General features: G+C 66.5%; 19 protein-coding genes, 1 other RNA gene and 1 riboswitch. Of the genes, 10 read left to right on the top strand and 10 right to left on the bottom strand.

Annotated features, from left to right (window positions below):
• Nucleotides 1-75: 75 nt before the first annotated feature.
• Nucleotides 76-1,917, bottom strand: coding sequence for a TonB-dependent receptor domain-containing protein (locus tag ACN5W5_RS18410; protein ID WP_420049916.1), 1,842 nt, complete (start codon nucleotides 1,915-1,917; stop codon nucleotides 76-78).
• Between the two features lie 80 nt (nucleotides 1,918-1,997).
• A riboswitch (cobalamin riboswitch) is annotated at nucleotides 1,998-2,245 on the bottom strand.
• Between the two features lie 50 nt (nucleotides 2,246-2,295).
• Between ACN5W5_RS18410 and ACN5W5_RS18415 the strand changes: the two genes are divergently transcribed.
• The 4 genes from ACN5W5_RS18415 (at nucleotide 2,296) to ACN5W5_RS18430 (ending at nucleotide 4,136) form a co-directional block, all read left to right on the top strand.
• Entirely contained in the window at nucleotides 2,296-2,535 is a 240-nt protein-coding gene (locus tag ACN5W5_RS18415) for a DUF904 domain-containing protein (RefSeq protein ID WP_420049917.1), read from the top strand.
• Nucleotides 2,532-2,915, top strand: coding sequence for a cell division protein ZapA (locus ACN5W5_RS18420; RefSeq protein WP_420049918.1), 384 nt, complete (start codon nucleotides 2,532-2,534; stop codon nucleotides 2,913-2,915). The genes ACN5W5_RS18415 and ACN5W5_RS18420 overlap by 4 nt, the downstream gene beginning before the upstream one ends.
• 73 nt (nucleotides 2,916-2,988) lie before the next feature.
• Nucleotides 2,989-3,167, top strand: a non-coding RNA gene (ssrS, locus tag ACN5W5_RS18425) — 6S RNA.
• 153 nt (nucleotides 3,168-3,320) lie between these two features.
• Nucleotides 3,321-4,136, top strand: coding sequence for a sulfite exporter TauE/SafE family protein (locus tag ACN5W5_RS18430; protein ID WP_420049919.1), 816 nt, complete (start codon nucleotides 3,321-3,323; stop codon nucleotides 4,134-4,136).
• 28 nt (nucleotides 4,137-4,164) lie between these two features.
• Here the strand turns inward: ACN5W5_RS18430 and rraA are convergent, their stop codons facing one another.
• Nucleotides 4,165-4,671 (bottom strand): ribonuclease E activity regulator RraA, encoded by a 507-nt coding sequence (gene rraA / locus ACN5W5_RS18435; protein WP_420049920.1) that lies wholly within the window; start codon nucleotides 4,669-4,671, stop codon nucleotides 4,165-4,167.
• 270 nt (nucleotides 4,672-4,941) lie between these two features.
• Here rraA and ACN5W5_RS18440 point away from each other — a divergent pair, with 270 nt between their 5' ends.
• The 4 genes from ACN5W5_RS18440 to ACN5W5_RS18455 all read left to right on the top strand — a co-directional run bounded on the left by ACN5W5_RS18440 (nucleotide 4,942) and on the right by ACN5W5_RS18455 (nucleotide 10,478).
• Nucleotides 4,942-5,394, top strand: coding sequence for an SWIB/MDM2 domain-containing protein (locus tag ACN5W5_RS18440; RefSeq protein ID WP_305359530.1), 453 nt, complete (start codon nucleotides 4,942-4,944; stop codon nucleotides 5,392-5,394).
• A 276-nt stretch (nucleotides 5,395-5,670) separates the two neighbouring features.
• Nucleotides 5,671-7,398: an adenylate/guanylate cyclase domain-containing protein gene (locus ACN5W5_RS18445; RefSeq protein WP_420049921.1), complete on the top strand. Its 1,728-nt coding sequence runs from the start codon at nucleotides 5,671-5,673 to the stop codon at nucleotides 7,396-7,398.
• Nucleotides 7,399-7,486: 88 nt separating this feature from the next.
• Nucleotides 7,487-8,512 carry a phosphatase PAP2 family protein gene (locus ACN5W5_RS18450; RefSeq protein WP_420049922.1) on the top strand — a complete coding sequence of 342 codons (1,026 nt, stop codon included), beginning with the start codon at nucleotides 7,487-7,489 and terminating at the stop codon, nucleotides 8,510-8,512.
• A gap of 31 nt (nucleotides 8,513-8,543) precedes the next feature.
• On the top strand, nucleotides 8,544-10,478 hold the full coding sequence (locus tag ACN5W5_RS18455; RefSeq protein WP_420049923.1) for a hypothetical protein: 1,935 nt from the start codon (nucleotides 8,544-8,546) through the stop codon (nucleotides 10,476-10,478).
• A gap of 27 nt (nucleotides 10,479-10,505) precedes the next feature.
• On the opposite strand, the gene ACN5W5_RS18460 is transcribed toward ACN5W5_RS18455, so the two are convergent.
• From ACN5W5_RS18460 to ACN5W5_RS18475, 4 genes are all read right to left on the bottom strand, one after another.
• Complete coding sequence (locus tag ACN5W5_RS18460) at nucleotides 10,506-11,156, bottom strand: Crp/Fnr family transcriptional regulator (RefSeq protein ID WP_210825395.1); 651 nt, start codon at nucleotides 11,154-11,156, stop codon at nucleotides 10,506-10,508.
• 6 nt (nucleotides 11,157-11,162) lie between these two features.
• Nucleotides 11,163-11,858, bottom strand: coding sequence for a helix-turn-helix transcriptional regulator (locus ACN5W5_RS18465; RefSeq protein WP_420049924.1), 696 nt, complete (start codon nucleotides 11,856-11,858; stop codon nucleotides 11,163-11,165).
• 125 nt (nucleotides 11,859-11,983) lie between these two features.
• Nucleotides 11,984-13,681, bottom strand: coding sequence for a thiamine pyrophosphate-binding protein (locus ACN5W5_RS18470; RefSeq protein WP_420049925.1), 1,698 nt, complete (start codon nucleotides 13,679-13,681; stop codon nucleotides 11,984-11,986).
• Between the two features lie 26 nt (nucleotides 13,682-13,707).
• On the bottom strand, nucleotides 13,708-14,925 hold the full coding sequence (locus ACN5W5_RS18475) for an MFS transporter (RefSeq protein ID WP_420049926.1): 1,218 nt from the start codon (nucleotides 14,923-14,925) through the stop codon (nucleotides 13,708-13,710).
• A gap of 89 nt (nucleotides 14,926-15,014) precedes the next feature.
• Here ACN5W5_RS18475 and ACN5W5_RS18480 point away from each other — a divergent pair, with 89 nt between their 5' ends.
• A complete protein-coding gene (locus tag ACN5W5_RS18480; protein ID WP_420049927.1) occupies nucleotides 15,015-15,869 on the top strand; it encodes an AraC family transcriptional regulator in 855 nt (284 codons plus the stop codon).
• Here ACN5W5_RS18480 and arsC read toward each other — a convergent pair whose 3' ends face one another.
• The gene (gene arsC / locus ACN5W5_RS18485) at nucleotides 15,870-16,250 is read right to left on the bottom strand and encodes an arsenate reductase (glutaredoxin) (RefSeq protein WP_420049928.1); all 381 of its coding nucleotides are present in this window, start codon (nucleotides 16,248-16,250) and stop codon (nucleotides 15,870-15,872) included. It lies immediately after the preceding gene.
• A 148-nt stretch (nucleotides 16,251-16,398) separates the two neighbouring features.
• Between arsC and ACN5W5_RS18490 the strand changes: the two genes are divergently transcribed.
• Nucleotides 16,399-16,644, top strand: a complete 246-nt coding sequence (locus tag ACN5W5_RS18490; protein WP_420049929.1) for a hypothetical protein — start codon at nucleotides 16,399-16,401, stop codon at nucleotides 16,642-16,644.
• Between the two features lie 12 nt (nucleotides 16,645-16,656).
• On the opposite strand, the gene ACN5W5_RS18495 is transcribed toward ACN5W5_RS18490, so the two are convergent.
• The 3 genes from ACN5W5_RS18495 to clpB all read right to left on the bottom strand — a co-directional run bounded on the left by ACN5W5_RS18495 (nucleotide 16,657) and on the right by clpB (nucleotide 23,297).
• On the bottom strand, nucleotides 16,657-18,090 hold the full coding sequence (locus tag ACN5W5_RS18495) for a coniferyl aldehyde dehydrogenase (protein ID WP_420049930.1): 1,434 nt from the start codon (nucleotides 18,088-18,090) through the stop codon (nucleotides 16,657-16,659).
• Between the two features lie 50 nt (nucleotides 18,091-18,140).
• Complete coding sequence (locus tag ACN5W5_RS18500) at nucleotides 18,141-20,567, bottom strand: DUF1631 family protein (protein WP_420049931.1); 2,427 nt, start codon at nucleotides 20,565-20,567, stop codon at nucleotides 18,141-18,143.
• A 114-nt stretch (nucleotides 20,568-20,681) separates the two neighbouring features.
• Nucleotides 20,682-23,297, bottom strand: a complete 2,616-nt coding sequence (gene clpB / locus ACN5W5_RS18505) for an ATP-dependent chaperone ClpB (protein WP_420049932.1) — start codon at nucleotides 23,295-23,297, stop codon at nucleotides 20,682-20,684.
• Nucleotides 23,298-23,379 lie beyond the last annotated feature (82 nt).

Consider the following 23,379-nt stretch of genomic DNA (forward strand, 5'->3'; position numbering starts at 1 on the left):
CGGCCACAGGCTGCGTTCCCCCTCCGGAACGGGCGGGGGGAAGACGCGCAGCGCAGCAGGGGGGTGTCCCATCCTTCACCGCGACCAGTTGAGGCCGACGTACAAGGTGCGGCCGGCGGTGGCGTAACCGAGCACCGACTCGTAGGCCTTGTCGGTCAGGTTGTCGACGCGGGCCTGCAGCTTCCAGCTGGGCGTGAGCGCGGTGCTGGCCGTCAGGTTCAGCAGGCTGTGGGCCGGCAGGCGCTGGGTGTTGGCCGCGTCGTTGAAACGCGAGCCGACATGCTGCACCTCGCCCCCCAGCGTCCAGTTGGCGATCTGGGTGTCGGCGGTCAGCGTGGCCTGGGTCTGGGCGCGGCGCGCGAGGCGCAGGCCGGTCTCCTGGTCTTTGGGACGCATCAGGTCGAGCGAAGCCCCGAGGTTGACCGTGCCGACCCGGGTGCCGCCGCTGAGCGTGACGCCGGTGTAACGCGCCCTGCCCGTGTTGCCGTAACAACCCGCGAATTCGCCCACGCCATTGGCACAGGTGCCGGGCCCGGTGACGTAGTCGATCAGGTTCTTCACCTCGTTGCGGTACAGCGTGAATCCGACGCGGTCATGACCCGCCTGGTAACGCAGACCGGTTTCGAAGTTGCGGGCGGTTTCGGCCTTCAGATCGGGCGTGCCGTAGAGGCTGAAGCGCTGGAACAGCGTGGGCACACGGAACGCGGTGCCGGCCGACAGCGTGGCGCGCCAGGCGGGTGTGAACGCAAACGCGTAGGCGGCGCCACCGGTGGACTGGCCACCGAACTCGCTGTCCTCGTCGTGGCGTGCGTTGAGTTGCAGCGTGTGTGCACCGTGGCGCAGTGTGTAGCCCAGCGCGAGCGCGTTCTGGTCGCGGTTGGTCTGTTCGGGGGTGGTGCTGCCGTTCGTGAGGCGGTCTTCGCGGCGCTCCAGATCGGCGCTCAGGGTGGCCGTGCCCATGCGCCACTCGTTGCGCAAGAGGTAGGTGTCGATGCGCGTGTTGGTGAGGTAAGGCGACGGCGTGGTTTCGTAGCGGTCGGTACCGCGTGTCACCCCCACCCGGGTTTTCCAGGTGTCGCTCCAGGCCGCCGACCAGCTGAATCCCAGGGTGCGCAGGTCTTGCTGGCTCTGGTCATCCTGGCCAGGAAGAAAGCCGTCGTAACCCGCCTTCTGCTCGCTGTCGAGCAGCGTCGCTTCCAGCTCGTGGCCGGGCGCGAGCTTCCAGCCCAGCCGGCCAGAGACCGACTGGTTGCGGTAGCCGTCGCGGTCCGGGTTGCCCGAGGGCTTGGCATTGAACCCGTCGCTGCGCTCGCCCGAGAGGCCCAGCGCATAGCTCACAGCGTCCTGTCCACCGCGCAGCGACACGCTCATGTCGCGCGTGTTGTGCGTGCCCACACCCACGTGCACAGAGGGGAAGAAACCCGCCTCACCCTGACGGGTGAAGATCTGGACCACACCGGCCAGGGCGTCCGATCCGTAGATCGCTGCCGCCGGGCCGCGCAGCACCTCGATGCGCTCGACCTGCGCCAAGGGGATCGCATTCCAGCTGGCGCCGCCGGTGGACTGCGAATCCACGCGGACCCCGTCCACGAACACGGCGGTGAAACGCGTCTCGGCGCCGCGCAGGTACACGCTGGTGGTCGAAGCGGGGCCGCCATTGCGGGTCACGGTGATGCCCGGCACGCGCGACAGCACATCGGCCAGACCGTTGGCGCCGCTGCGCTCGATCTGTTCGCGGTCAACGATGGAAACGTCGGCCACCACATCGGCCACAGGAATGGCAGACCGCGTGGCGGTGACCACGGTTTCAGGCAGTTCCGTTGCCGTGGAGGCTCCGGAAGTCTGGGCGTGGGAAGACAGGGCCAGGATGGCCAGGGGCAGCACGGCCAGGGGCGCGCGCAGGTTGCGGTTTTTCATGAAAGCAGAACGAACGATGATGTGCTCTCACCGTCTTCCCCGACGGTGCCTGAGCGTCACGGCAGCGCGCCAACTTCTGGACGCACCACCACCTCGTTGGCCGGTATCCGGGCTGGCAGAGCGACCTTCATCACCTTCCCAGACAGCGCGAGCTGTCCAGTGGTTGTGAGATGAAAGCGGAGTGGCCTGAAGACATCAGGCATCTCGTCTGCTTACCGTTGCGGGGGCAGCGCAGGTTAGGTCGGTCCGTTGTGAACTTTCCCTCCTGCTTCCCGTTGAACTGCGGCATGTGAACCACACCGCGAGCACCAACAGCGCGCATTGTAATCGCGCGGCCCTTGCCGCAACCCTACAATGTGGCAGCAACATGTCGTAACCATGGCCGATCCCAAGCACCTTGACCAGATCACCGAACGCGTAGAGCGGCTGCTGCTGCGACACGAGGAGCTGCAGCGCACCAACGCCCTGCTGCACGAGCAGGTGCAGGCCCTGCAGGCCGAACGCGACGCGCTCAAGTCGCGACTGAACGCCGCCCGCGCCCGCATCGACGCCCTGCTCGACCGGCTGCCCGCCTCGGCCACCGAAGGCCTGACGACCCCGAACAAGGATCGCGAATGAACAAGCCGGCCAGCAAACAGATTGAAGTCCAGATCATGGGACAGAGCTACCTGCTGGCCTGCCCGGTGGGTGGCGAGTCGGCCCTGCTCGACGCCGTGGAGCGGGTCGACACCGCCATGTGCCGCATCCGCGATGCCGGCAAGATGAAGGCCCGCGACCGCATCGCCGTGCTCGCCTCGCTGAACCTCGCCTTCGAGCTGTCGCAAAAAGAGTCACAACATTTTGAACAGCCGGTGTTCGGCCACACCGAATCCGGCGCGCTCACCGAGTCCTCCCAGACCCTGGGCAGCACGGACAACGATCCGGCCGCGCAGGCGCGCATGGACGAACTCATTCGCCGCCTCGACCAGACCCTGGGCAGCGACGGCCAGCTGCTCTGACGACCATTCGGCGGCGCGCAAGTTTTTATGGACCGGCGGTCCTGAAAACACAGCGCAGCGGGCCTACAATCCAAACCGTCTGCAGTGCGCGCCGGGCTTTATATTTCCTTGAACCAATGCTCATTGAGCACGGACTAGGTACATTGCCTGATGGGTGTGAGCATCTCGCGTCAGATGAACCCGAAGTCACGCTGCCCTGGCCCACCTGAACCCCGGTTCAGGATGACGGTCCGGCGGCACTTGCAGACACCCCTATTCGAATCACCCCCCTGCGCCGCTTCGCGTCTTCCCCCCTCTCCTGCGGGAGGGTGAACGCAGCCAGTGGCCCGGCTGAGCCGGTTCCACGTCTGCTCTGGGTGGCTCCCCCTCCTGCGCGTGCTATCGGCGTTTGGCCCCGATCCCCTCATGATTCTTGAACCTCTGCTCATTGCCGAACTGGTTGTGCTGGGCCTGTGCACCGGCTTCCTCGCCGGCCTGCTCGGTATTGGAGGCGGCATGATCATGGTGCCCTTCATCACCGTGATCCTTTCGGGTCGCGGCGTCGCCCCCGATCTGTCGATCAAGATGGCCATCGCCACTTCCATGGCCACCATCATCTTCACCTCCATCTCCAGCGTGCGCGCGCACCACCAACGCGGAGCCGTGCGCTGGGACATCGTCAAGCGCCTGGCACCAGGCATCGTGCTGGGTGCCGCGCTGGCCAGCCTGGGCGTGTTCGCGATGCTCAAGGGTGCGTGGCTCGCGCTGGTGTTTGCCGCCTTCGTCAGCTTCTCCGCGACGCAGATGCTGATGGACAAAAAACCCCAACCCACGCGCACCCTGCCCGGCACCGCGGGCCAGATCGGCGCAGGCACGACCATCGGCTTCCTTTCCGGTCTGGTGGGTGCGGGGGGCGGCTTCGTGAGCGTGCCCTTCATGACCTGGTGCAACGTCGCCATCCACAACGCCGTGGCCACCAGCGCGGCGCTCGGGTTCCCGATTGCGCTGGCCAACGCCCTGGGCTACATCGTCTCGGGCCAGGGCGTGACCGGCTTGCCCACCGGTTCACTGGGCTATGTGTTTCTGCCCGCTCTGCTGGTCATCGCCATCGCCAGCGTGCTCATGGCGCCACTGGGCGTGAAGGCCGCGCACGCGCTGCCCGTGAAATCGCTCAAGCGCGTTTTCGCCAGCATCCTGTATGTGCTGGCCGCCTACATGCTCTACAAAGGTCTGGCAGCCTGAACGCTCGGGCCATCAGCAGCGGACCTGCTCAACCCGTGAGCTGAACGTTCGACACCACGATGCCGTCCTCGTCGGCGTAGAGCCAGTCGCCCGGTCGAACCCACACACCCTGGATCTGCACCGCCAGATCGCGCAGCCCCTCGGTGCGGCGCTCGGTGGGCAACGGTATGCAGGCCAGCGCGCGGATGCCCACGTTGCAGGCGGCCAGCTCGGCCACATCGCGAACGCAGCCATCGATCACCACGCCGGCCCAACCGTTGCGGGCCGCCGCGGCCCCCAGGTTGCCGCCCAGCAGCGCGCGGCGCAACGAGCCGCCGCCATCCACCACCAGCACCCGGCCCTCACCCACGCTTTCGACCGCCTGCTTCACCGGGGTGTTGTCTTCGAAGCATTTGACGGTGACCACCGGACCCGCGAAGCGGCGCACCGCACCGAAATCGCGAAACACGGGCGGCAGCACACGAAAGGCGCCGGAGTCATCGTTCTTGTGGGCGTCACACAAATCGCAGGTGGCCATCGTGGGGGTGTTGGACATGGTGAAAAACGGATTGAAAAACGAATGGAAGAAGGGCCTGGAAATCGAGCGCATTGGAGCATGACCACACGCTCTGACGAACAGCTTGCACAGGGCGTGGGCCGAAGTGTTGTTTTCAACGCCAATGTGGGCCTCACTTCCTCTGAAAACCTGCAAAAAACCTGATCACGCCGCTTGGAATGGTGATGCAAGTCCATTAGCATCCGAGACACCAGTGAGAAAGCGCGTTTTCCGCTGGTGAATAGTCAACTTCTAGAAGGATATACAACCATGGCAACTGCGAAAAAAGCGCCGGCTAAAAAAGCCGCCCCGGCCAAGAAGGCCGCTGCACCGGCAAAGAAGGCCGCTCCTGCGAAGAAGGTCGCTGCACCCGCGAAGAAAGCCGCTCCGGCCAAGAAGGCTGCTGCTCCGGCAAAGAAGGCCGCTCCTGCCAAAAAAGCCGCCCCTGCCAAGAAGGCCGCTCCGGCGAAAAAGCGCACGCCCAACGCCGCGTTCATGAAGGCCATGACGCCCAGCGCCGCACTGGCCGCCATCGTCGGCGCCAACCCGCTGCCACGCACCGAAGTGACCAAGCAGGTCTGGGCTTACATCAAGAAGAACAAGCTGCAGGACGAAGTGAACCGTCGCATGATCAACGCCGACGCCAAGCTGAAGGAAATCTTCAAGAAGGCCCAGGCTTCGATGTTCGAAATGACCAAGATGATCAACGAACACCTGAAGTGATCAGGACACGGGGCTCCGCGCTTCGCGCAGAGCCTTCGATCAAAAGAGCCGGCGCAAGCCGGCTTTTTTTCGTCTGGGCGCGACCAGCGCCGCCGAAGGGCAACATCAATGGGATACCCCTGCAGAGCATCCCCCAAATGTGAGAAACTGAAAAAAACCTACCCCAAATGAGGTATGACAGTTCCACCCCCACAGCCCAACATGCCGGTCAGCGGTTCAGGTCATGAGGACCTGACTTCGCCGTTGCCGCTGCAATACAACAGGGTGGTCCTTGTGATGGACTTGGTGGAATCCGTGCGTCTGATGGCGGCCAACGAGTCGGCGGTGGTGAATCACTGGCACGGCTTTCTCAGCCATGCACGAACGCAGGTGCTGCCCCAGCGGCACGGCCGCCTGGTCAAGAGCCTGGGTGACGGCATCCTGGCCGAGTTCGACCAGCCCGTCGACGCCGTGCAGGCGGCCCACGAACTCCACCGCTTCTTCGCCCCCCTCAACCAGACCCTGCCGCCGGCCGAGCAGCTGCATCTGCGGGCGGGCATCAACGCCAGCCACCTGTATGTCGATTCCGAAGACGTGTATGGCCACGGCGTGAACCTGGCCGCGCGCGTGACCAGCCTGGCCGATCCGGGGGACACGGTGGTCACGGCGGCCGTGCGCGATGCCATCGTCGACGGGGTGGACGGTGAAGTCGAGGACATGGGCGAGAGCTATCTCAAACACTGGCCCGAGCCGGTGCGCACCTGGCTGGTTCACCCGGTTCGAGACGGCCAGGCGGTCTGGCGTCCCGCGGTGCGCGAGGCCGCGCCCGTCGACTTCCGGCCCTCCATCGCCGTCATCCCGTTCGAGGCCCGCAACCCTTCGCCGGAACACTTCGTCATCGGCGAGCTCATTGCCGACGGCGTGATAGCGCAGCTTTCACGCAGCCAGGACCTGCGCGTGATCTCGCGACTGTCCACCACGGCCTTTCGCAACCGCAGCGCCAGCCCCGGCGAGATCGACGCCCGGCTCGACGCTGCCTTCGTGCTCAGCGGCAGCTATGCCACCCTGGGTGACAGGGTGGTCATCATGGCCGAACTGTCCGACACGCGCCGCCATGAAGTCGTGTGGGCCGAGCGCCTCGGTGGCGACACCCTGGATCTGGTGCAGGAGCAAAGCGAATTGCTCAACACGCTCAGCACCGCCTGTGCCCACGCGCTGCTCCATGCCGAAATCCAACGCAGCCTGGTGCTGCCGCTGCCCAAGCTGGACAGCAATTCGCTCATGCTGGGCGGCATCACGCTCATGCACCGCTCGACAGCGCGTGACCTGCAGCGCAGCCAGCAGCTGCTCGAAGCGGTGGCTGAACGGCACAAGCGCGTGGCGGCACCCCGGGCCTGGATAGCCAAGTGGCACATCATGCAGGTGGTGCAAGGCATTGCAACCGATCCGGCCAGGGAGTTCAAGCGCGCGATCGACATGGCCGACCGCGCGCTCGATCTTGAGCCCTCCAGCTCGCTGGCCATGGCCATCAAGGGCCATGCGCTGTGTCACCTCGGCGAGGACGTGGATGCCTCGCACCGCCTGCTGCAGGAAGCCACCCAGAGCAACCCCAACGACCCCATGGCCTGGCTGTACAACAGTGTGTGGTCGACCATGTGGGGCACCCCCACGGATTCGATGATCGAAGCCGAAAATGCGCTGCATCTTTCCCCGCTGGATCCACAGAAATATTATTTCGAGATGATGTTGGCGACCAGCTGCGCCGCCATGGAGCAATGGGAACGTGCCATTGAACTCTGCCGTGCCTCGCTGCTGAAGAATCGCTACCACTTGCCCACGATCCGTTGCCTGATCGTCTCGCAACTCGAAACCGGCGCGAAAGATGAGGCAAGGGAAACCTTTGACCTGATGCGCACACTTCAACCCGATTTGACCATTGCCAAATACCTTGCATCGGGAGGGCAGAGTCCATTGCGCAAGCGAGTAGCCAACGCATTGGCCCAGTTGGGATTGCCGGTTCATTGATTTCAAAGGAGCTGATATGAGTGGAGGTATGAGTGGAGGTATGAGTGGTGGGATGAGTGGTGGGATGAGTGGTGGGATGAGTGGTGGGATGAGTGGTGGGATGAGTGGTGGCTTCATTTCGGCCGACGCCCTCATCCTCAGCCGCGCAGCCATCGTCGGCCCATTCATCGGTGCGTCCTTGGACGCCTCCGAACCCGGGTTCGACAAACCCGCCAACCTCAAGCTCTGGGCCGACGGACCGCGCGTCGCGGCCTGCTTCACCGAGCTGGTCGAGGGCCTGCTGTTTCGCACCCGCAACGGCCCAAAGGAGGCGCTGCTGGAGTTCGCCAACCTGCAGGCCAATACCATCCAGCGCAAACCACTCGTGTGCCTGCGCGCGCCCACCAAGGCCCAGTTCAAGAAACAACTCGATCTGGTCGCGGCCTACGCCGACCTGCGCGCCGACCGTGCTGCCGAGGTCGTGGCGCAGCTGACGCCGCCGCTGGCGTTCTTTTCGTCCATGGTCGGCCTGACAGCACACCGCCACAAAAAAACCCTGCAGCTGCTGGACCTGGTCTTTTCGCTCTGTGTTCATGTGGAGATGCGCTTCAAACACACCTTCGCCAGTCTGCGGCCGGAAGCGTTTTCGCCGCAGATCCAGCCCATGATTCAGACCCCGGGCCATGGCAGCTGGCCCAGCGGCCACGCCACCGAAGCCTTTGCCTTCGCCGTCCTGCTGGAAGCGCTGCTCAACGCCGCCTCTGCTCAGGGTGTCGCCACCCCCAACGGCACGGCCAGCCACGAACAGTTGCAACGCCTGGCCGCACGCATCGCCGTGAACCGCACGGTGGCCGGTGTGCACTTCCCGGTGGACAGCGCGGCCGGCCGTCTTCTCGGCACGGCGCTGGCCGAGTTCCTGGTGGCCCGCGCCACCGGCACGCGGGTGCACGAGCGCGGCTTTGACGGCCGCCTGTTCCACGGTCCGAACGGCGAGGCGCTGGACTTCAGCCTGCACCAGAAGATGGATGGCCCGCAAAGGCAGGCAGCCTACACACGCTCGGCGACCAGCACGGGCGTGGGCAATGCCCCCCTGCTTACCTGGCTCTGGGAGGAAGCGATCGAGGAGTGGCAATGAGCGGCGCGGTGCGCCGCGCGGAGGTGCCGGAATGAGCGCCACGACCTGGCAGCCCTTGCCCACCGGCGAATTCACCGGCATCGACTGGAGCGCCCCCGGCGCCATCGATGGCCAGGACCCCTACCTCGCCTGGGCCGAGGCCGACCACTTCGCCGGCTACCGGAGAAGGCCCGGCAAGAAGCCGCCAAAGTGGTTGCCCATCGTGATTCAGCTCTCGGAGCTGGCCGACGTGCCAGCGCTGGTGGCCGCATCCCGCACCGCCTGGCTGCAGATTCCCCGGGTGTACCTGAACGTACCCGGCCTGCGTTTTTGCAGCGCCCGCGTGAAGCCGCGCTTCTTCGACAAGCTGCGCAGCGACGCGCATTTGCGCGGCCTGATCCAGCGCTTCGAACTCGGCCTGCCGGTGGAGCCGCACACGCACGCACTGATCGACCCCTGCACGCCCACCAGCCAACCCAGCCCGGCCCATGGCCTGCTGGGCGACAAGGTGCTGGGCCTGATTGATGGCGGCTTGGCGCTGGCCAACAGCGCCTTTCTGGACCGGCACGGTCACACACGCATCCGGCATTTCTGGCGGCAGGACGCCTACGAGAACGGCAACTGGCCCGGCAACCAGCCGCGCCACCGCGAACCGCTGGACCCGGCACGCGCCGGCCCCACGCCGCACGACATGGGCTATGGCCACGAGCTCTCGGGCGCGGCCATCAACGCGGCCATGGCGGCCTACACCCGACAAGGCCAGGTGGACGAAGACGCGCTCTACCAGCACCTGCAGCTTTGGGACCTGAGCAAGCCCGTCAACCACGGCACCCACGTGATGAGCCTGGCCTGCGGGCGGGGCAATCCACTGCGCCCGATCCACGACGACGCCAGCCGTGCCGACCTGGTGGCCGTGCAACTCGACTGGTCGAACGTGCTCGACACCTCGGGCGGCGCCATGAACGTGAGCGTGCTCGACGGCTTGATGTACATCCTGGCGCGCTGCGCGCCGAGCGCGCAGGTGGTGGTGAACATCAGCTGGGGCACCCTGGCGGGGCCGCACGACGGCAGCTCCATCCTGGAGGCGGCCATGGACCAGTTGATCGCGCTGTACGGCGGGCGACTGCAGGTCACCGTGCCCGCGGGCAACGCCTACCAGAGCCGCACCCATGCCAACGCCACGCTGCCGCCGAACCGGGCCGTGACCCTGCACTGGCGCGTGCAGCCGGACGACCGCACCCAGAGCTTTCTGGAGCTGTGGCTGCCCGATGGCGCACAGGACATGACGATTTCCGTGACGCCGCCTGGACACCCGCAGCCTTTGTCCGCGATGCCCATGGGGAAAGCGGGCCTGTGGACCGACGCGCACGGCGCCCCCCTGTGCGGGCTGATCTTCCCCACCACGACCGCGCTCGGCACCCGGGGCACCTGCGCCCTGCTCGCGCTCGCACCCACCTTCAGTCGCCACGCCGCCGACTCCACCGCGCCCTGTGGCTCGTGGAAAGTCACCCTCGCCAACACGGGCGCCAACACCACACTCTTCGACGCCTACATTGAGCGCGACGATGTAGCCATTGGTCAGAACACCGGTGCCCGACAGTCCTACTTTGAAGACGCGGACTACGACACCAGTGGCAACCTCGGGTCTTTCGTCGATCATCCAGATAACCCGACGCCGATCCGGCGCAGTGGCACCTTCAACAGCCTGTCCACCGGCCAGAACACGGTGAGCGTGGGAGGTACCCGGCGCGATGCATCGCCCAGCGGGCACTTCGCCCTGTATTCCCCGCGCAAACCCGACCCGGACGCGGGCCGCCCTGAGCGGCCGGGCGTGAAGAAAGTGCCCGACAAACTGCAGCCCAGCGATGACAACCCCGCCCTGTGGGGCGTGCTGGGAGCGGGCAGTCGCAGCGGCAGCGTGATCCGACTGGCCGGCACCAGCAGCTCGTCGCCACAGCTCGCCCGCCAGCGACTCAACGAAGCATGAAAACGCCTGCGCGGAACGGGTCCGGCGCTACCAGCGCGCTGGCAAGTCCTTCAGCAGCCATATCCAGCGCTCGCGCACGGCGATGTAGCCGCCACTCTCCAGGTCTTTCAGCAGGCGGCTGACCATCTCGCGCGAACAGGCCAGGTGCTGCGCCATGGCCTGGTGGGTCAGTCGCTCACGCAATGGCCGCTCACCCCGTTCGTTGGGCGGGCTCGCCATCCGGTTCAGCAGACTGACCAGACGACCGTAAACATCGATGAGTGCCACGCTGCGCGCGCTTTCCGTGGCCAGACGGGCGCGCCGGATCAGACGGCCCAGGAGCTCGAGGGCAAATTCGGGGTGATCGGCGATGTAGCCCAGTAGCGTGGCCCGGGTCACCACGGCGCAGGTGCTGGCCTCGGTGGCTTCGACATTGGCCGACCGGGGGCCGCCGTCGAGCGACATTTCGCCCACGTATTCCCACGGCCCATAGGTGCCGAGGGTGAGTTCCTTGCCGCTGTTGTCGGCCAGAAAGGCCCGAAGCCGGCCCTTGAGAACGACGTACAGCGTGTCGCCGGTCTCCCCTTCCTGGATCAGCAGCGTCCCCCGGCGGTAGAGACGAGGCACCCCGAGGGCGGCCAGAGCCTCAATGTGTGATGTGGAACCGGGTTGGGGCGATAACGCGGCGGCAAGGGGCATGGGTGCTCATGGTTGGGCGAACTCCATGGCATTGTGAGGCATCGGCGAAACGATGCGCAAGGCGGGCACCACCGGCGGCAGGCTGTTGACGCGCTGCATCATCAAACGGATGCTGGGGCAGCCGGTCTTTTCGCGCAAGGCCTTGATCTGGCTGCGCACCGTGGACTGGACCACGCCGTGTTCGGCCGCGATATCGGGAATCGACAGGCCGCGGCACAGGCCCATCAGCACCGACTCTTCACTCGGACTGAGGTTCTGCGACCGGGCAAACATGCGGACAGCCAGGTTCTCGCAGGCACTTTGTCGCGACAACAGGACCAGCACCGACGGCTCACCGGTCTCCAGGGGGTGGCTCAGCGGGATGAAGGCCAGCGACAGCTCCCGCGATGCACTGCGAAGCGAGACCAGCCGGCGCTGACCACGCAGGGCCTGCTCCAGCGCCTGCTGGATCTGCACGGTGAACTCGGTGGTGGCGCCCAGCAGCGTATTGCCGTGGTTCATGATCAGCCGGGCGCTGATCATTTCGTGGCGGGCGAGGTGGTTGGCGTGACGCAAACGGCCCTGGCCGTCGATCACCAGCACACCGTAGTCGACTTCGTCCAGCACGCGCAGCAGGAGCGCCTGCTCAAGGCCACCCTGAGCGCCGAAGCCCGCTGCCGAAAGATGGCTGCGGGTGGAGATGGTTTCATTGGCTTGCCACATGTGACGTTCCTCCGTCGTGTTGATGGAGGAACTTTAGAAAAACGGCGGCTGGACAGATAGCGCGTGGTTGCCCGGCGTTTTGTGATCTATTTACATTTCGCCGAAAAATCGGCCTGCGACAGGTCTTATGCCCGCGCCTTGTCGCGTATGGCCGACAAGGTGCCCCGCGTGGTGATGACTTCTTCACTGAGCATCACTTCGATCACCGTGCCGCCGGGCGCCGCCAGGGCACGCAGCAGCGCGGGCTCGAATTCGGCGGTGTGGGTGATCTGCTCGGCTGCGTAGCCATAGGCCCGTGCGAGTGCACAGAAGTCCGGGTTGTTCAGGTCAGAACCGCTCACGCGCGCCGGGTACTCACGCTCCTGGTGCATGCGGATGGTGCCGAAGGTGCCGTTGTTGAGCAGCAGCACGATGCTTTTGGCGCCGTGCTGCACGGCCGTGGCCAGCTCCTGGCCGTTCATGAGGAAGTCGCCGTCGCCCGCGATGGTGAAGGCGGTGCGCCCGGTGAGGATGGCCGCCCCGATCCCCGCCGGTACGCCGTAGCCCATGGCGCCGTTGGTGGGCGCGAGCTGGGTCTTGTGACCCTTGACCAGTCCGTGGTATTTGAAGAAGCGATGCAACCACGACGCAAAGTTGCCCGCGCCGTTGGTGAGCACGGCATCGGCCGGCAGGTGCTGCTGCAGCGTGTGGATGATGGCCGGCATGTCGATCGTGCCGGGCAGCACGATGCCCCCGTTGCCCACGTCCACGTTGGCTTCGTAATCGGCGTGGCAGGCCTGTGTCCACTGGCCCCAGGCAACACCCGGTGGCGCGGTCAGCACCTCCAGGCTGCGCGCCGCCGCGTTCATGGTGGCGTTGATCGCCAGCGTGGCCTGGTAGACGCGGTTCAGCTCTTCGGCGCTGGCGTGGATGTGCACCAGTTTCTGTTTCGGAACCGGCGCTTCGATCAGCGTGTAGCCGCCGGTGGTCGATTCGCCCAGTCGTGGGCCGATGGCGATCAGCAGGTCGCTCTCGCGCACGCGCGCGGCCAGTGCCGGGTTGATGCCCAGACCGATGTCGCCCGCGTAGTTGGGGTGGTGGTTGTCGAAACAGTCCTGGAAGCGGAAGGCGTTGGCCACCGGCAGTTGCCAGTTTTCAGCAAAGCGCTGCAGGGCCGCAGCCGATTGCGGCGTCCAGCCGCCACCGCCGGCGATCACCAGCGGGCGCTCGGCCTGCAACAGCAGTTCGCGCAGGGTGCGCAGCGCGCCCGGGTCGCTCCAGGCCTGCACCGGCTCCACGCGCGGCAGCGGTTCGACGTCCACGGTTTGAGTGAGCATGTCTTCGGGCAGCACGAGCACCACCGGACCGGGCCGGCCGTTCATGGCGGTGGCGAAGGCGCGCGCCACGTATTCGGGGATGCGGCGCGCATCGTCGATGCGCTCCACGCGCTTGGCCATGCCCTTGGTGCTCGGCCCAAAGAAGCTCAGGTAGTCCACCTCCTGAAAGGCTTCGCGGTCGCGCGCGTCGCTGGCCACATCGCCGATGAACAGCACCATGGGCGTGGAGTCCTGGAAGGCGGTGTGCAGGCCGATGGAGGCGTTGGTCGCGCCCGGTCCGCGGGTCACGAAGCAGATGCCCGGTCGCCCGGTGAGCTTGCCCTGGGCTTCGGCCATGAAGGCGGCGCCGCCCTCCTGCCGGTTCATCACGAAACGGATGCGGTCGGCGTGGGCATGAAAGCCGTCGAGCACGGCGAGGTAACTTTCGCCCGGCACGCCAAAGGCGTGGGTCACGCCCTGGGCGATCAGGCATTCAACGAGCAGGTGTCCGGCGAGCTTTTGTGTCATGCCGGCATTTTGCCGCGCGCAGGGATTCAAGCTGTCCTGCGGCCGACACCGATGGCCGCGTAGACCGAGATGAACAGGACCACCGCCGCTCCCGCCAGGGTCAGCGCGTACCAGCCCTGGTCCATGAAGCCACCGAACACCAGCGGGGAGATCGCAAAGCCCACGTCCAGACCCGAATACACCGTGCCGTAGACACGGCCGGTGGCACCCTTGGGCGTGGCTTTCTTGATCATCATGTCGCGGCTCGGGCCGCCCACGCCCACGGCGAAACCGGTGGCCGCCAGCGCGACCATGGTGCCGGTGGCACCCAGCCAGCCGGTGGCACACACCAGCAGCAAGGCGGCGCCCGCCGACATGGCCAGCGCCACCACGCGGTCGCTCTGTTTCGTGTACGCCGCCACGAAGCCGCCCACCAGCATGCCGAAGGCGCCGCACAGCATGTAGGCGCTGATGGTGAGCGTGGCCGCTTCCACGCTCACGCCGTGCAGGTTTTTCAGGATCGAGGGGGCGAAGCTCTGCACCACCGCCAGCGTCATGGTGGACAGCAGGAAGAACGAGAAACACCACCACACCACGGGCAACTTCAGGAAGGCCAGGTCCGAGCCCTTGGGTGCGTCGGCGTGGCGCACGTGCACCTCGGTGCGCAGCTTGTCGCGCTGCCAGAACAGCAGGGCCAGAACGGCCACGTAGAGCAGTGCGGCGGCGTGGTACGCGGTGCGCCAGTCGGCCAGCGCGGTGATGCCGACCAGGAACGCGGGCGCCAGCGCCCAGCCGAGGTTGCCGGTGAGACCGTGGGCGCTGAAGGCGTGGCCCAGGCGCGGCGCCGACACGCGCTGGTTCAGGATGGTGAAGTCCGCCGGGTGGAACGGCGCGTTGCCCAGGCCGGCCAGCACCGCCACCAGCACCAGGCCCATGTAACCCGTGGCCATGGAGGCGGCCAGCGCCGCCAGCAGAAAACACGTGATCGCCACAAACAGCACCGGCCGCGCGCCGATGCGGTCCACCACGAAGCCCGCCATGGCCTGGCCCGAGCCCGAGATGATGAAAAAGATGCTCATCAGCAGACCGACGTCGGAATAGCTCAGGCCGAAATCGCGCATGAACACCGGAAACAGTGGCGCGAGCAGCAGGTGGGAGAAGTGCGAGGTGCCGTGCGCCAGGCCGACCAGCCCGATAACGGAAGCATCCTGCTTGAGGGGAATGGGGTTGACTGGCGCTGTGGCGCCCAGGGTGGCGGTGTTCATGCGGCCAATGGTAGGGTGGGCAGGCAAGGCTCTTTTGCGATAAAAAGACAATTCCTGTCGAATTCCAGCCAAACCGCCCTGCCCCACCCATGAAACCCCGCCGCCCGCGCCAGGCCGTCCCTGTCGGCGACACCGACCCCTTTGAACCCACGCCGGCGCGGCCGGTGCGCTGCCGCGCACGCGCCATGGGGCATGACACCCAGTTCGAGCCGCACCACCACCCCTGGGGCCAGCTCGCCTGTTGCGCCAGCGGCCTGCTGCAGGTGACGGTGTCCACGCCAGGAGACCCGACCGGCAACGCCCCCGCGTTCGAAACCACCACCATCGTGCCGCCATCGCGCGCGGTCTGGATCCCGCCGGGGGCGCGGCACGCTGTCACCATGCTCGAAGCCTCGCAATTGCACACTCTCTACATCGACGCGTCGGTGGTGCCAGCGGACTGGCGCTGTTCGCGCGTCCTGGTGGTGTCGCCGCTGCTGCGCGAGCTGGTGCGTGGCATGGACCAGCCCCACGCGCAGCAAGCGCCCCAGCAGCAGGCCCTGGCCACGCTCGTGCTGGCCGAGATCGCGAACGCACCCACCCAGCCACTGGGTGTGCCCATGCCCGACCCGCAACACGGCGACCGCCGGCTGCGCGCGCTGTGCGAAGCCGTGATGAACGCACCCGCACAGCACGCCACGCTGGTCGCCTGGGCGGCGCACAGCGGTGCGAGCGAACGCACGCTGGCGCGGCTGTTTCGCGAGGAGCTGGGCACCGGTTTCCAGCGCTGGCGCCAGCAGGTGGTGCTGGCCCATGCCTTGCCCATGCTGGCGCGCGGCACGCCCGTGAGCCAGGTGGCCGCGGCCAGCGGCTACGCGAGCGACAGCGCCTTCACCGCCATGTTCCGCGCCGCACTGGGCCAGCCACCCACACGCTTCGGGCCGGGTCGACCGGCGTCCGCCTGATCAGGCGGGCCGCTCGACGGGCAACACCTCCCAGACCCGCTCCTTGGGCCGGCACAGGCGCGTGCCCAGCGGCGTGACGACGATGGGCCGCTCGACCAGCACCGGGTGGTTCACCATGAAATCGAGCAATTGGTCGTCGCTCCAGTCGGGCCGGGCCAGATCGAGCTGCGCGTACAGATCGCCCTTGGTCCGGATCACGTCGCGCGGGCGCAGGTTCATGGCTTTCAACAGGTTTGCCAGCTGTTCACGCGTGTAGGGTGTCTTCAGGTACTCCACCACCAGCGGGTCGAAGCCCGCCTCGCGGACCATGGCCAGCACGTTGCGCGAGGTGCTGCAGGCGGGGTTGTGGAAAAAGGTGATGTCGGGGTTCTTGGGCTTCATGTCGGTGCTTCGGTGGCGGCTGGCGAGAGCATAGCGCCCGCTCGCGGTGCAAGGTGCCCGGCCATCGGGCGCTGGCGGCCCTGTCATGCCCCTGTCACGGCCGGCCCGTATCTTGCTGGACTGAAGTCACACGCACAGGGAGCACCATATGGCCAGCATCGAACGGTTCGCCAAAACACCCAAGGCCTGGGACGCGCTCGCACGCCCGGGCCAGATCGGGCGCAAAGCCCACAGCCTGCTGCTGATGGCCAATGGACGGCGCAGCGAGCGGGAGCTTTCCATGCTGCTGGGGGATGACGTCTCCGAGCTGGCACACGGACTGCAGCTCCAGGGTTACCTGCAGCCGATTCCGCTCGTGATGTACAGCGACGGGGACAACACCCTCAACAGCTGATCGCCCCGGCGCTCAGAGCCAGCGCTTGAGCAGCCCCATCACCTGTTCAAAGCGCTTGCCGTACGGCGGGTAAAACAGGCTGCCCATCGCGAAGCGCGATTGCACCAGCACGGACTTCTGCTGCGTGAAACGCAGGAAGCCCGTTTCACCGTGGTAGGCGCCCCAGCCACTCTCTCCCACGCCACCAAATGGCAGGTTGTCGTGGGCAATGTGCAGCAGGGTGTCGTTCACCGTCACACCGCCACTCACCGTGTTGCGCAGCACATGGTCGCGCGCGCCGGTGTCGCTGCCAAACCAGTAGAGCGCCAGCGGGCGTGGCCCGGTGTTGATGGCGGCGATGGCGTCGTCCAGTTTTCTGTAGGTCAGCACCGGCAGGATGGGGCCGAAGATCTCCTCGCGCATCAGGCGAAGACCGGACGGGGTATCAAACACCAGGACCGGGTTCATCTGGCGTTCCTGGGCCACCGTGTGTGCCCCCTCCACAACCGAGGCACGAATCTCCACCACCCGGGCCCCCTGCGTCCGGGCCTCTGACAACAGCGACTGCAGGCGCGCATGGTGCCGGTCACTGACGATGCTGGTGTAGTCGGGATTGCCGCCAATGGTGGGGAACAGGCGCACCACGGCCGTCGCAAACGCCTGTTCGAATTCGGCCTCGCGCCCGCGCGGCAGCAGCACGTAGTCGGGTGCGATGCAGGTCTGCCCGGCATTGAGCAGCTTGCCGTGGGCAATCTTGATGGCGGCGCTGGCGATGTCGCACGAGGCGTCGATGATGCAGGGTGACTTGCCGCCCAGCTCCAGCGTGGTCGGCGTGAGGTTGGCGGCCGCCGCCGCCGCCACCTTGCGACCGACCGCGGTGGAGCCGGTGAAGAACAGGTGGTCAAACGGCAGGCTGGCGAACTCGTGCGCCACGTCCGCCCCGCCCTGCACCACACACACCTCGTCGGCCGCATAGGCCTGGTTCAACACCTCGGCCAGCAACGCCGAGGTGTGCGGCGTGAGCTCGCTGGGCTTGATCATCACGCGGTTGCCCGCCGCCAGCGCCGTGGCGGCCGGACCCAGCGTGAGTTGCAGCGGGTAGTTCCAGGGGCCGATCACCCCGATCACGCCCAGCGGCTGGCGCTGGATGTGTGCGCTCGCGGGCTGCAGGTAGATCGGTGTGGACACGCGCCGCGATTTCATCCAGGCGCCGGTGTGCTTCTCCAGATCGCCCAGCAGCGCGCGCAGCACAAAAAAGTCGGCCACTTCGGTGAGTTGCAGGGAGCGCACGCCGAAGTCGGCCTGCACCGCGTCGGCCAGCGCTGCGCCGTGCACGTCGATCAAGGCCCGCATGCGCTGCAAACGGTCGAGCCGAAGCGCCAGCGGCACGTCGATCTGGGAGCGGCTGGCCCGGTACTGCGCGTCAAACAGGGCGCGCATCGGGAGGTCGGGCGGGGTCTGGGTCATGGTGCCATCATAAAAAAGACGCCGCCCCGGAGATAGGGGTTGTGCCCCTATCAGGCCGGAACCGCTTCGGTGGCGACGACGCAGGCGTGAGCGGGAGCGCCGGGCACGCCCTTGACCACCGCGTCGATGGCGGCATCGACCACCGGCCGCACCGCCAGCGGCCGCAACCCGCGCTGGCGGATGAGCTTTTCGCAGCTGCGCCGGGTCATGGTGTGCGGGTGGCCGCCCCGGCTGGTGAACAGGAACAGCGTGGCCCGGGCGTTGGCCCAGACCAGCCGGGCGCGCAGCCACTGTCCGCTGGCCTGCAGATCCACCCAGTCACCCACATGCAGGCTGGCGAGCACGCCTGCGGTTTCCAACCCTTCATCCGGCTCTTCGCTGGAGGTGGACAGCGGCGCTGCCGCTGAGTCCTCCTCCACCTGTGTAACCGCAGCCGGCGCATCCTGGAACCCGGCCTCGACCCGCTCATGCGCCGCCAGCCAGGGCGTGTCTGCCACCCGCGGCCGGGGCGCCTCGGCCAGGTTGTCCGTTTCCGGAAAGGCAACCACCGGGGTCTCGAGCGCCCCCGGCATCGAAGTCCCGGCCTGGGACCGGGCGCTGGCCCGGCGCAACGCCAGCACCGGCTCGTGGTAGCGGATCAAGGCATCGAAAAAGGTCTGGGTTTCCTCTGCCGGTTTGTCCAGCATGCCCAGCCCGGCTCGCAGTTTCTGCAGCAGACCCGGCAGCATCTCGATCAGCTTGCGCGGCTGGTGCAGCGTGACCTCGTGGCGCACGCTCCACAGCAGATCCGAGATCAGCGCCCGGTAGCCCAGCGGGTCAGGGCCGCTGTCGGGATGGCGCAGTTGCGCCTCCGCGATCACCAGCGACCAGCTGCCGTAGAGAAAATCCAGCACCGCCGCAGGCGCATTGAACACGTCGGGTCGCAGGCTGATTTCCCACGCCACCTGGTCCGCCAGCTCCTGGCGTGCTTCGGCGAAATGCAGGGCCTGCAGGTGCTGCGCCTGCGCCTCCGCCTCGGCCTGGTCGGCACTTGCCCAGTCTTCCCGCAGGTGTTCCAGCGCCACCGCAAAGGGTTCGGGCGTCGCGCCGGGCAAGGCGTTGAGGGCATTGACGGCCTCGCGCACCGGCGCATGGAACTGCTCGAACTCGCCCGAGAATTCGTCGTTGAAGCGGAAGCTGCGCTGCGCGACCTGTTCGACCAGCAGGCGGGCCGGGTGCTGGTCTTTGGCGAAGAACCGGGGGTCGTCCATCGCCAGCCGCAGCAGGGCCGGCTCCAGCGCCACCACCGCCTCGCGCACCGGCGCCAGCAGCAGCGGATCGCGCGCCACCTGGTTGACCAGCTTGCGAACCAGGTCCAGGCCCACCGCCTGCGACACGCGCTCGGCTTGCTGCTTGAGGTCGAGCAACACCCGCGTGCGCTCGTGCGGGGCGGCGTAGGCGCCCCAGTGGTCCGTTCCCAGCTGCGAACCGATGCTGACCGCTCGCGCAGGCCGGTCAACGACCGGCAGGCCGCGGAACTGCACACGCTCGCGATCGACCACCACCTCGTCCAGCAGGGGCAGATCGGCCTCGGCCTGGGCGATCCGCTGCTCGCGCAACAACTGGTCGTAATAACCCGAATCGAGCGCCTGCTCGAACCGGTCACCCTGGTCGGCCAGGAAATCGTGGAACACCTGATGGTCCACCCGTGCCTGCGTGCCAGCCAGGGCCGTCATGGGCGGCAGCGCCTCATACCGATCGCCGCGCCCGGTCACAGCGGGTTCAAAAGACTGCGCGTCGCGGGTCCATGGATCGCGCCGCGCTGAGGCCGGGCCCGAGCCCGCTTGCGGATCCTCCACCAGGCGGATGCGATAGCCCGCTTCCTGCACATTGGCCTGCTGCAGCCGCAGCGCCAGTTGCTCGTAGAGCTGGCACAGCCCGCGGCCGAGCGGGCTGGCCAGGTGCTGCAACCACAGGGACCGGATCTCGGGCTCGCGCTCGAACTCGGCAATGAGGTCGCGTAGCACCCGCACGAACACCGAGGGACGCAGCGGGTTCTTCTCCACCTGCACCGTCTCGAAGCCGATGAGCGAACTCATGCGCGCATCCAGCGCCGTCAGGGCCTGCTCGACCACCGGCATCAGGTCCTGCAGCAGGCGGGCCGACTCCAGGGATTCGGACACCGACAGGTCGTCCACCAGCGCCAGCAACGACGAGTCGGACAGCAGAGCCAGCGACGACGTTCGCCCGCCCTCGCCCCCTCCCCGCTCAAAGGCCTCGCGCAAGCGCACCGGGTAGGTATCGATCAGCGCGCCTTTGCGTTGTGTCAATCCCCAGCAGGCCTGGGCCAGGCGCTGGCGCTCGGCCACCGCGCTGGACTTCGTTTCAGCCGCCTGCAACGAAGCCACCGCCGACTCGACGCAACGGCCCAGCAAAGGCTTCGCCTGGCGGGCGACCTCATCAAAACATTGATCGAGCAACTGTGACGAATTCGGCATATATCCCAGGATTTATACCGTCCGCCTCTTGTTCGAATGCAAGGCAATGGCAACAACCTGTTACCAGTGCGACCGTCTATCCCCCGATAACGACCGTCCGACGGTTCTCCTTCATCAGGCCATTTCGATGGGTTCGCCGAACTCGAACACGCCCGGGTAACGCACCGGATCCACACCGACCGGAATCACCGATTTCGGCGGGTACTTGCCTTCGAGCAACAGCTTGGAGAGCGGGTTCTCGATGCGCTGCTGGATCGCGCGCTTGAGCGGCCGGGCACCGAACACCGGGTCGAAACCGACCTTGGCCAGCTCGGCCAACGCGGCGGGTGCCACCTCCAGCCGCAGATCCATCTTCTGCAGGCGGGCCTGCAAAGCCTTGAGCTGGATGCCGGCGATGGACGCGATGTGCTCTGCGTCGAGCGCGTGGAACACCACCGTCTCGTCGATGCGGTTCAGGAACTCGGGCCGGAAGTTGTCCTTGAGCTCGCCCCAGACGGCTTCCTTGATGTCGTCGTAGGGCTGGCCCACCATGGCCTGGATCAGGTGCGAGCCGATGTTGCTCGTCATCACGATCACGGTGTTCTTGAAGTCCACGGTGCGGCCCTGGCCATCGGTCAGGCGGCCGTCGTCCAGCACCTGCAGCAGCACGTTGAACACGTCCGGGTGCGCCTTCTCCACCTCGTCAAGCAGCAGCACGCTGTAGGGCTTGCGGCGCACGGCTTCGGTGAGGTAGCCACCTTCTTCGTAACCCACGTAGCCGGGCGGCGCACCGATCAGGCGGGCCACGGAATGCTTCTCCATGAACTCGCTCATGTCGATGCGGATCAGGTGGTCTTCACTGTCGAACAGGAAGCCGGCCAGGGCCTTGCACAGCTCGGTCTTGCCCACGCCGGTGGGGCCGAGGAACAGGAAGGAACCGGTGGGGCGGTTCGGGTCGGACAGACCCGAGCGCGAGCGGCGGATGGCATTGGCCACGGCGGAGATCGCTTCGTCCTGCCCCACCACGCGGGTGTGCAGCTTGTCTTCCATCACCAGCAGTTTGTCGCGCTCGCCCTGCATCAGCTTGGCGACCGGGATGCCGGTGGCACGCGCCACCACCTCGGCGATCTCTTCGGCGCCGACCTGGGTACGCAGCAGCTGCGGGCCCACACCCGCGCCGCCCTTGGCCTTGCCGGACTCTTTTTCCTGCGCTTCCGTGAGCTGCTTTTCCAACTCGGGCAGCTTGCCGTACTGCAGCTCGGCCACCTTGGCCAGGTCGCCCTTGCGGGTCAGGCTTTCGATCTGCTGGCGCAACTGGTCGATTTCTTCGCGCACCTGGGCACTGCCCTGGGCCGTGGCCTTTTCGGACTTCCAGATTTCGTCGAGGTCGGCGATCTCTTTCTGCAGCCGGGTGATCTCTTCTTCAATCAGGGTCAGCCGCTTTTGCGAGGCTTCGTCCTTTTCTTTCTTGACGGCTTCGCGCTCGATCTGCAGCTGGATCAGCCGGCGGTCGAGCTTGTCCATCACCTCGGGCTTGGAGTCGAGTTCGATCTTGATCTTGGCCGCCGCCTCGTCGATCAGGTCGATCGCCTTGTCGGGCAGGAAACGGTCGGTGATGTAGCGGTGGCTGAGCTCGGCCGCAGCCACGATGGCCGGGTCGGTGATGTCCACGCCGTGGTGCACCTGGTAGCGTTCCTTCAGGCCGCGCAGGATGGCGATGGTCGCCTCCACCGTCGGCTCGCCCACCAGAATTTTCTGGAAGCGGCGCTCCAGCGCGGCGTCTTTCTCGATGTACTTGCGGTATTCGTCCAGCGTGGTCGCGCCCACGCAGTGCAACTCGCCGCGCGCCAGAGCGGGCTTGAGCATGTTGCCCGCGTCCATAGCGCCTTCGGCCTTGCCCGCCCCCACCATGGTGTGCAGTTCGTCGATGAAAACGATGGTCTGGCCTTCGTCCTTGGCCAGTTCGTTGAGCACCGTCTTCAGGCGCTCTTCAAATTCGCCGCGGAACTTGGCGCCAGCCAGCAGCGCGGCCATGTCGAGCGACAGCACACGCTTGCCCTTGAGCGAATCGGGCACTTCGCCGGCGACGATGCGCTGGGCCAGGCCTTCGACGATCGCGGTCTTGCCCACGCCGGGTTCGCCGATCAGCACCGGGTTGTTCTTGGTGCGGCGCTGCAGCACCTGGATGGCGCGGCGGATCTCGTCGTCGCGACCGATCACCGGATCGAGCTTGCCCAGGCGGGCGCGCTCGGTCAGGTCCATGGTGTATTTCTTCAGCGCTTCCCGCTGGCCCTCGGCCTCGGGGTTGTCCATCTTCTGGCCGCCGCGCACCGCCGTGATCGCGCTTTCCAGGCTCTTGCGGGTCAGGCCATTTTCGTTCGCGATGCGGCCGAGATCGCCCTTGCTGTCGGCCACGGCGAGCAGGAACAGCTCGCCGGCAATGAACTCGTCACCGCGCTTGATGGCTTCCCTTTCGGTGGCCTGCAGCAGCTTGGCCAGATCGGATCCGACCTGCACCTGCTCCTGGCCCTGCACTTCGGGCAGGCGCTTCACAGCCGCCTCGGCGGCCTTGGCCAGGCCCTGGACGTTCACGCCCGCGCGCTGCAGCAGCGACTGCGGGCCGTCGGCCTGGCGCAGCATGGCCAGCAGCAGGTGGGCCGGGTCGATGTAGGCGTTGTCGTTGCCGAGCGCCAGGGTCTGGGCTTCGCTCAGGGCTTCCTGGAACTTGGTGGTGAGTTTGTCGAGTCGCATGAAAGAGCTCTCCGGAAAATTTGATTACCCGGCATTTGGAGCGATTCCCCGGGTTTTCAAGGTGATCATTCCAGCTTGCACC

The organism is Hydrogenophaga sp. ZJX-1, assembly GCF_048590325.1.
In the GTDB taxonomy this organism is placed as follows: Bacteria; Pseudomonadota; Gammaproteobacteria; order Burkholderiales; family Burkholderiaceae_C; genus Hydrogenophaga.

Bases quoted from the DNA above. Each gene is read 5' to 3' on its own strand.
- ACN5W5_RS18465 (WP_420049924.1), bottom strand. From the start codon at position 11,858: ATGTGGCAAGCCAATGAAACCATCTCCACCCGCAGCCATCTTTCGGCA.
- ACN5W5_RS18415 (WP_420049917.1), top strand. From the start codon at position 2,296: ATGGCCGATCCCAAGCACCTTGACCAGATCACCGAACGCGTAGAGCGG.
- ACN5W5_RS18420 (WP_420049918.1), top strand. From the start codon at position 2,532: ATGAACAAGCCGGCCAGCAAACAGATTGAAGTCCAGATCATGGGACAG.
- ACN5W5_RS18495 (WP_420049930.1), bottom strand. From the start codon at position 18,090: ATGACCCAGACCCCGCCCGACCTCCCGATGCGCGCCCTGTTTGACGCG.
- ACN5W5_RS18480 (WP_420049927.1), top strand. From the start codon at position 15,015: ATGAAACCCCGCCGCCCGCGCCAGGCCGTCCCTGTCGGCGACACCGAC.
- rraA (WP_420049920.1), bottom strand. From the start codon at position 4,671: ATGTCCAACACCCCCACGATGGCCACCTGCGATTTGTGTGACGCCCAC.
- ACN5W5_RS18490 (WP_420049929.1), top strand. From the start codon at position 16,399: ATGGCCAGCATCGAACGGTTCGCCAAAACACCCAAGGCCTGGGACGCG.
- ACN5W5_RS18460 (WP_210825395.1), bottom strand. From the start codon at position 11,156: ATGCCCCTTGCCGCCGCGTTATCGCCCCAACCCGGTTCCACATCACAC.
- ACN5W5_RS18410 (WP_420049916.1), bottom strand. From the start codon at position 1,917: ATGAAAAACCGCAACCTGCGCGCGCCCCTGGCCGTGCTGCCCCTGGCC.
- ACN5W5_RS18450 (WP_420049922.1), top strand. From the start codon at position 7,487: ATGAGTGGTGGGATGAGTGGTGGCTTCATTTCGGCCGACGCCCTCATC.
- ACN5W5_RS18500 (WP_420049931.1), bottom strand. From the start codon at position 20,567: ATGCCGAATTCGTCACAGTTGCTCGATCAATGTTTTGATGAGGTCGCC.
- ACN5W5_RS18440 (WP_305359530.1), top strand. From the start codon at position 4,942: ATGGCAACTGCGAAAAAAGCGCCGGCTAAAAAAGCCGCCCCGGCCAAG.
- arsC (WP_420049928.1), bottom strand. From the start codon at position 16,250: ATGAAGCCCAAGAACCCCGACATCACCTTTTTCCACAACCCCGCCTGC.
- clpB (WP_420049932.1), bottom strand. From the start codon at position 23,297: ATGCGACTCGACAAACTCACCACCAAGTTCCAGGAAGCCCTGAGCGAA.
- ACN5W5_RS18445 (WP_420049921.1), top strand. From the start codon at position 5,671: ATGGACTTGGTGGAATCCGTGCGTCTGATGGCGGCCAACGAGTCGGCG.
- ACN5W5_RS18430 (WP_420049919.1), top strand. From the start codon at position 3,321: ATGATTCTTGAACCTCTGCTCATTGCCGAACTGGTTGTGCTGGGCCTG.
- ACN5W5_RS18455 (WP_420049923.1), top strand. From the start codon at position 8,544: ATGAGCGCCACGACCTGGCAGCCCTTGCCCACCGGCGAATTCACCGGC.
- ACN5W5_RS18470 (WP_420049925.1), bottom strand. From the start codon at position 13,681: ATGACACAAAAGCTCGCCGGACACCTGCTCGTTGAATGCCTGATCGCC.
- ACN5W5_RS18475 (WP_420049926.1), bottom strand. From the start codon at position 14,925: ATGAACACCGCCACCCTGGGCGCCACAGCGCCAGTCAACCCCATTCCC.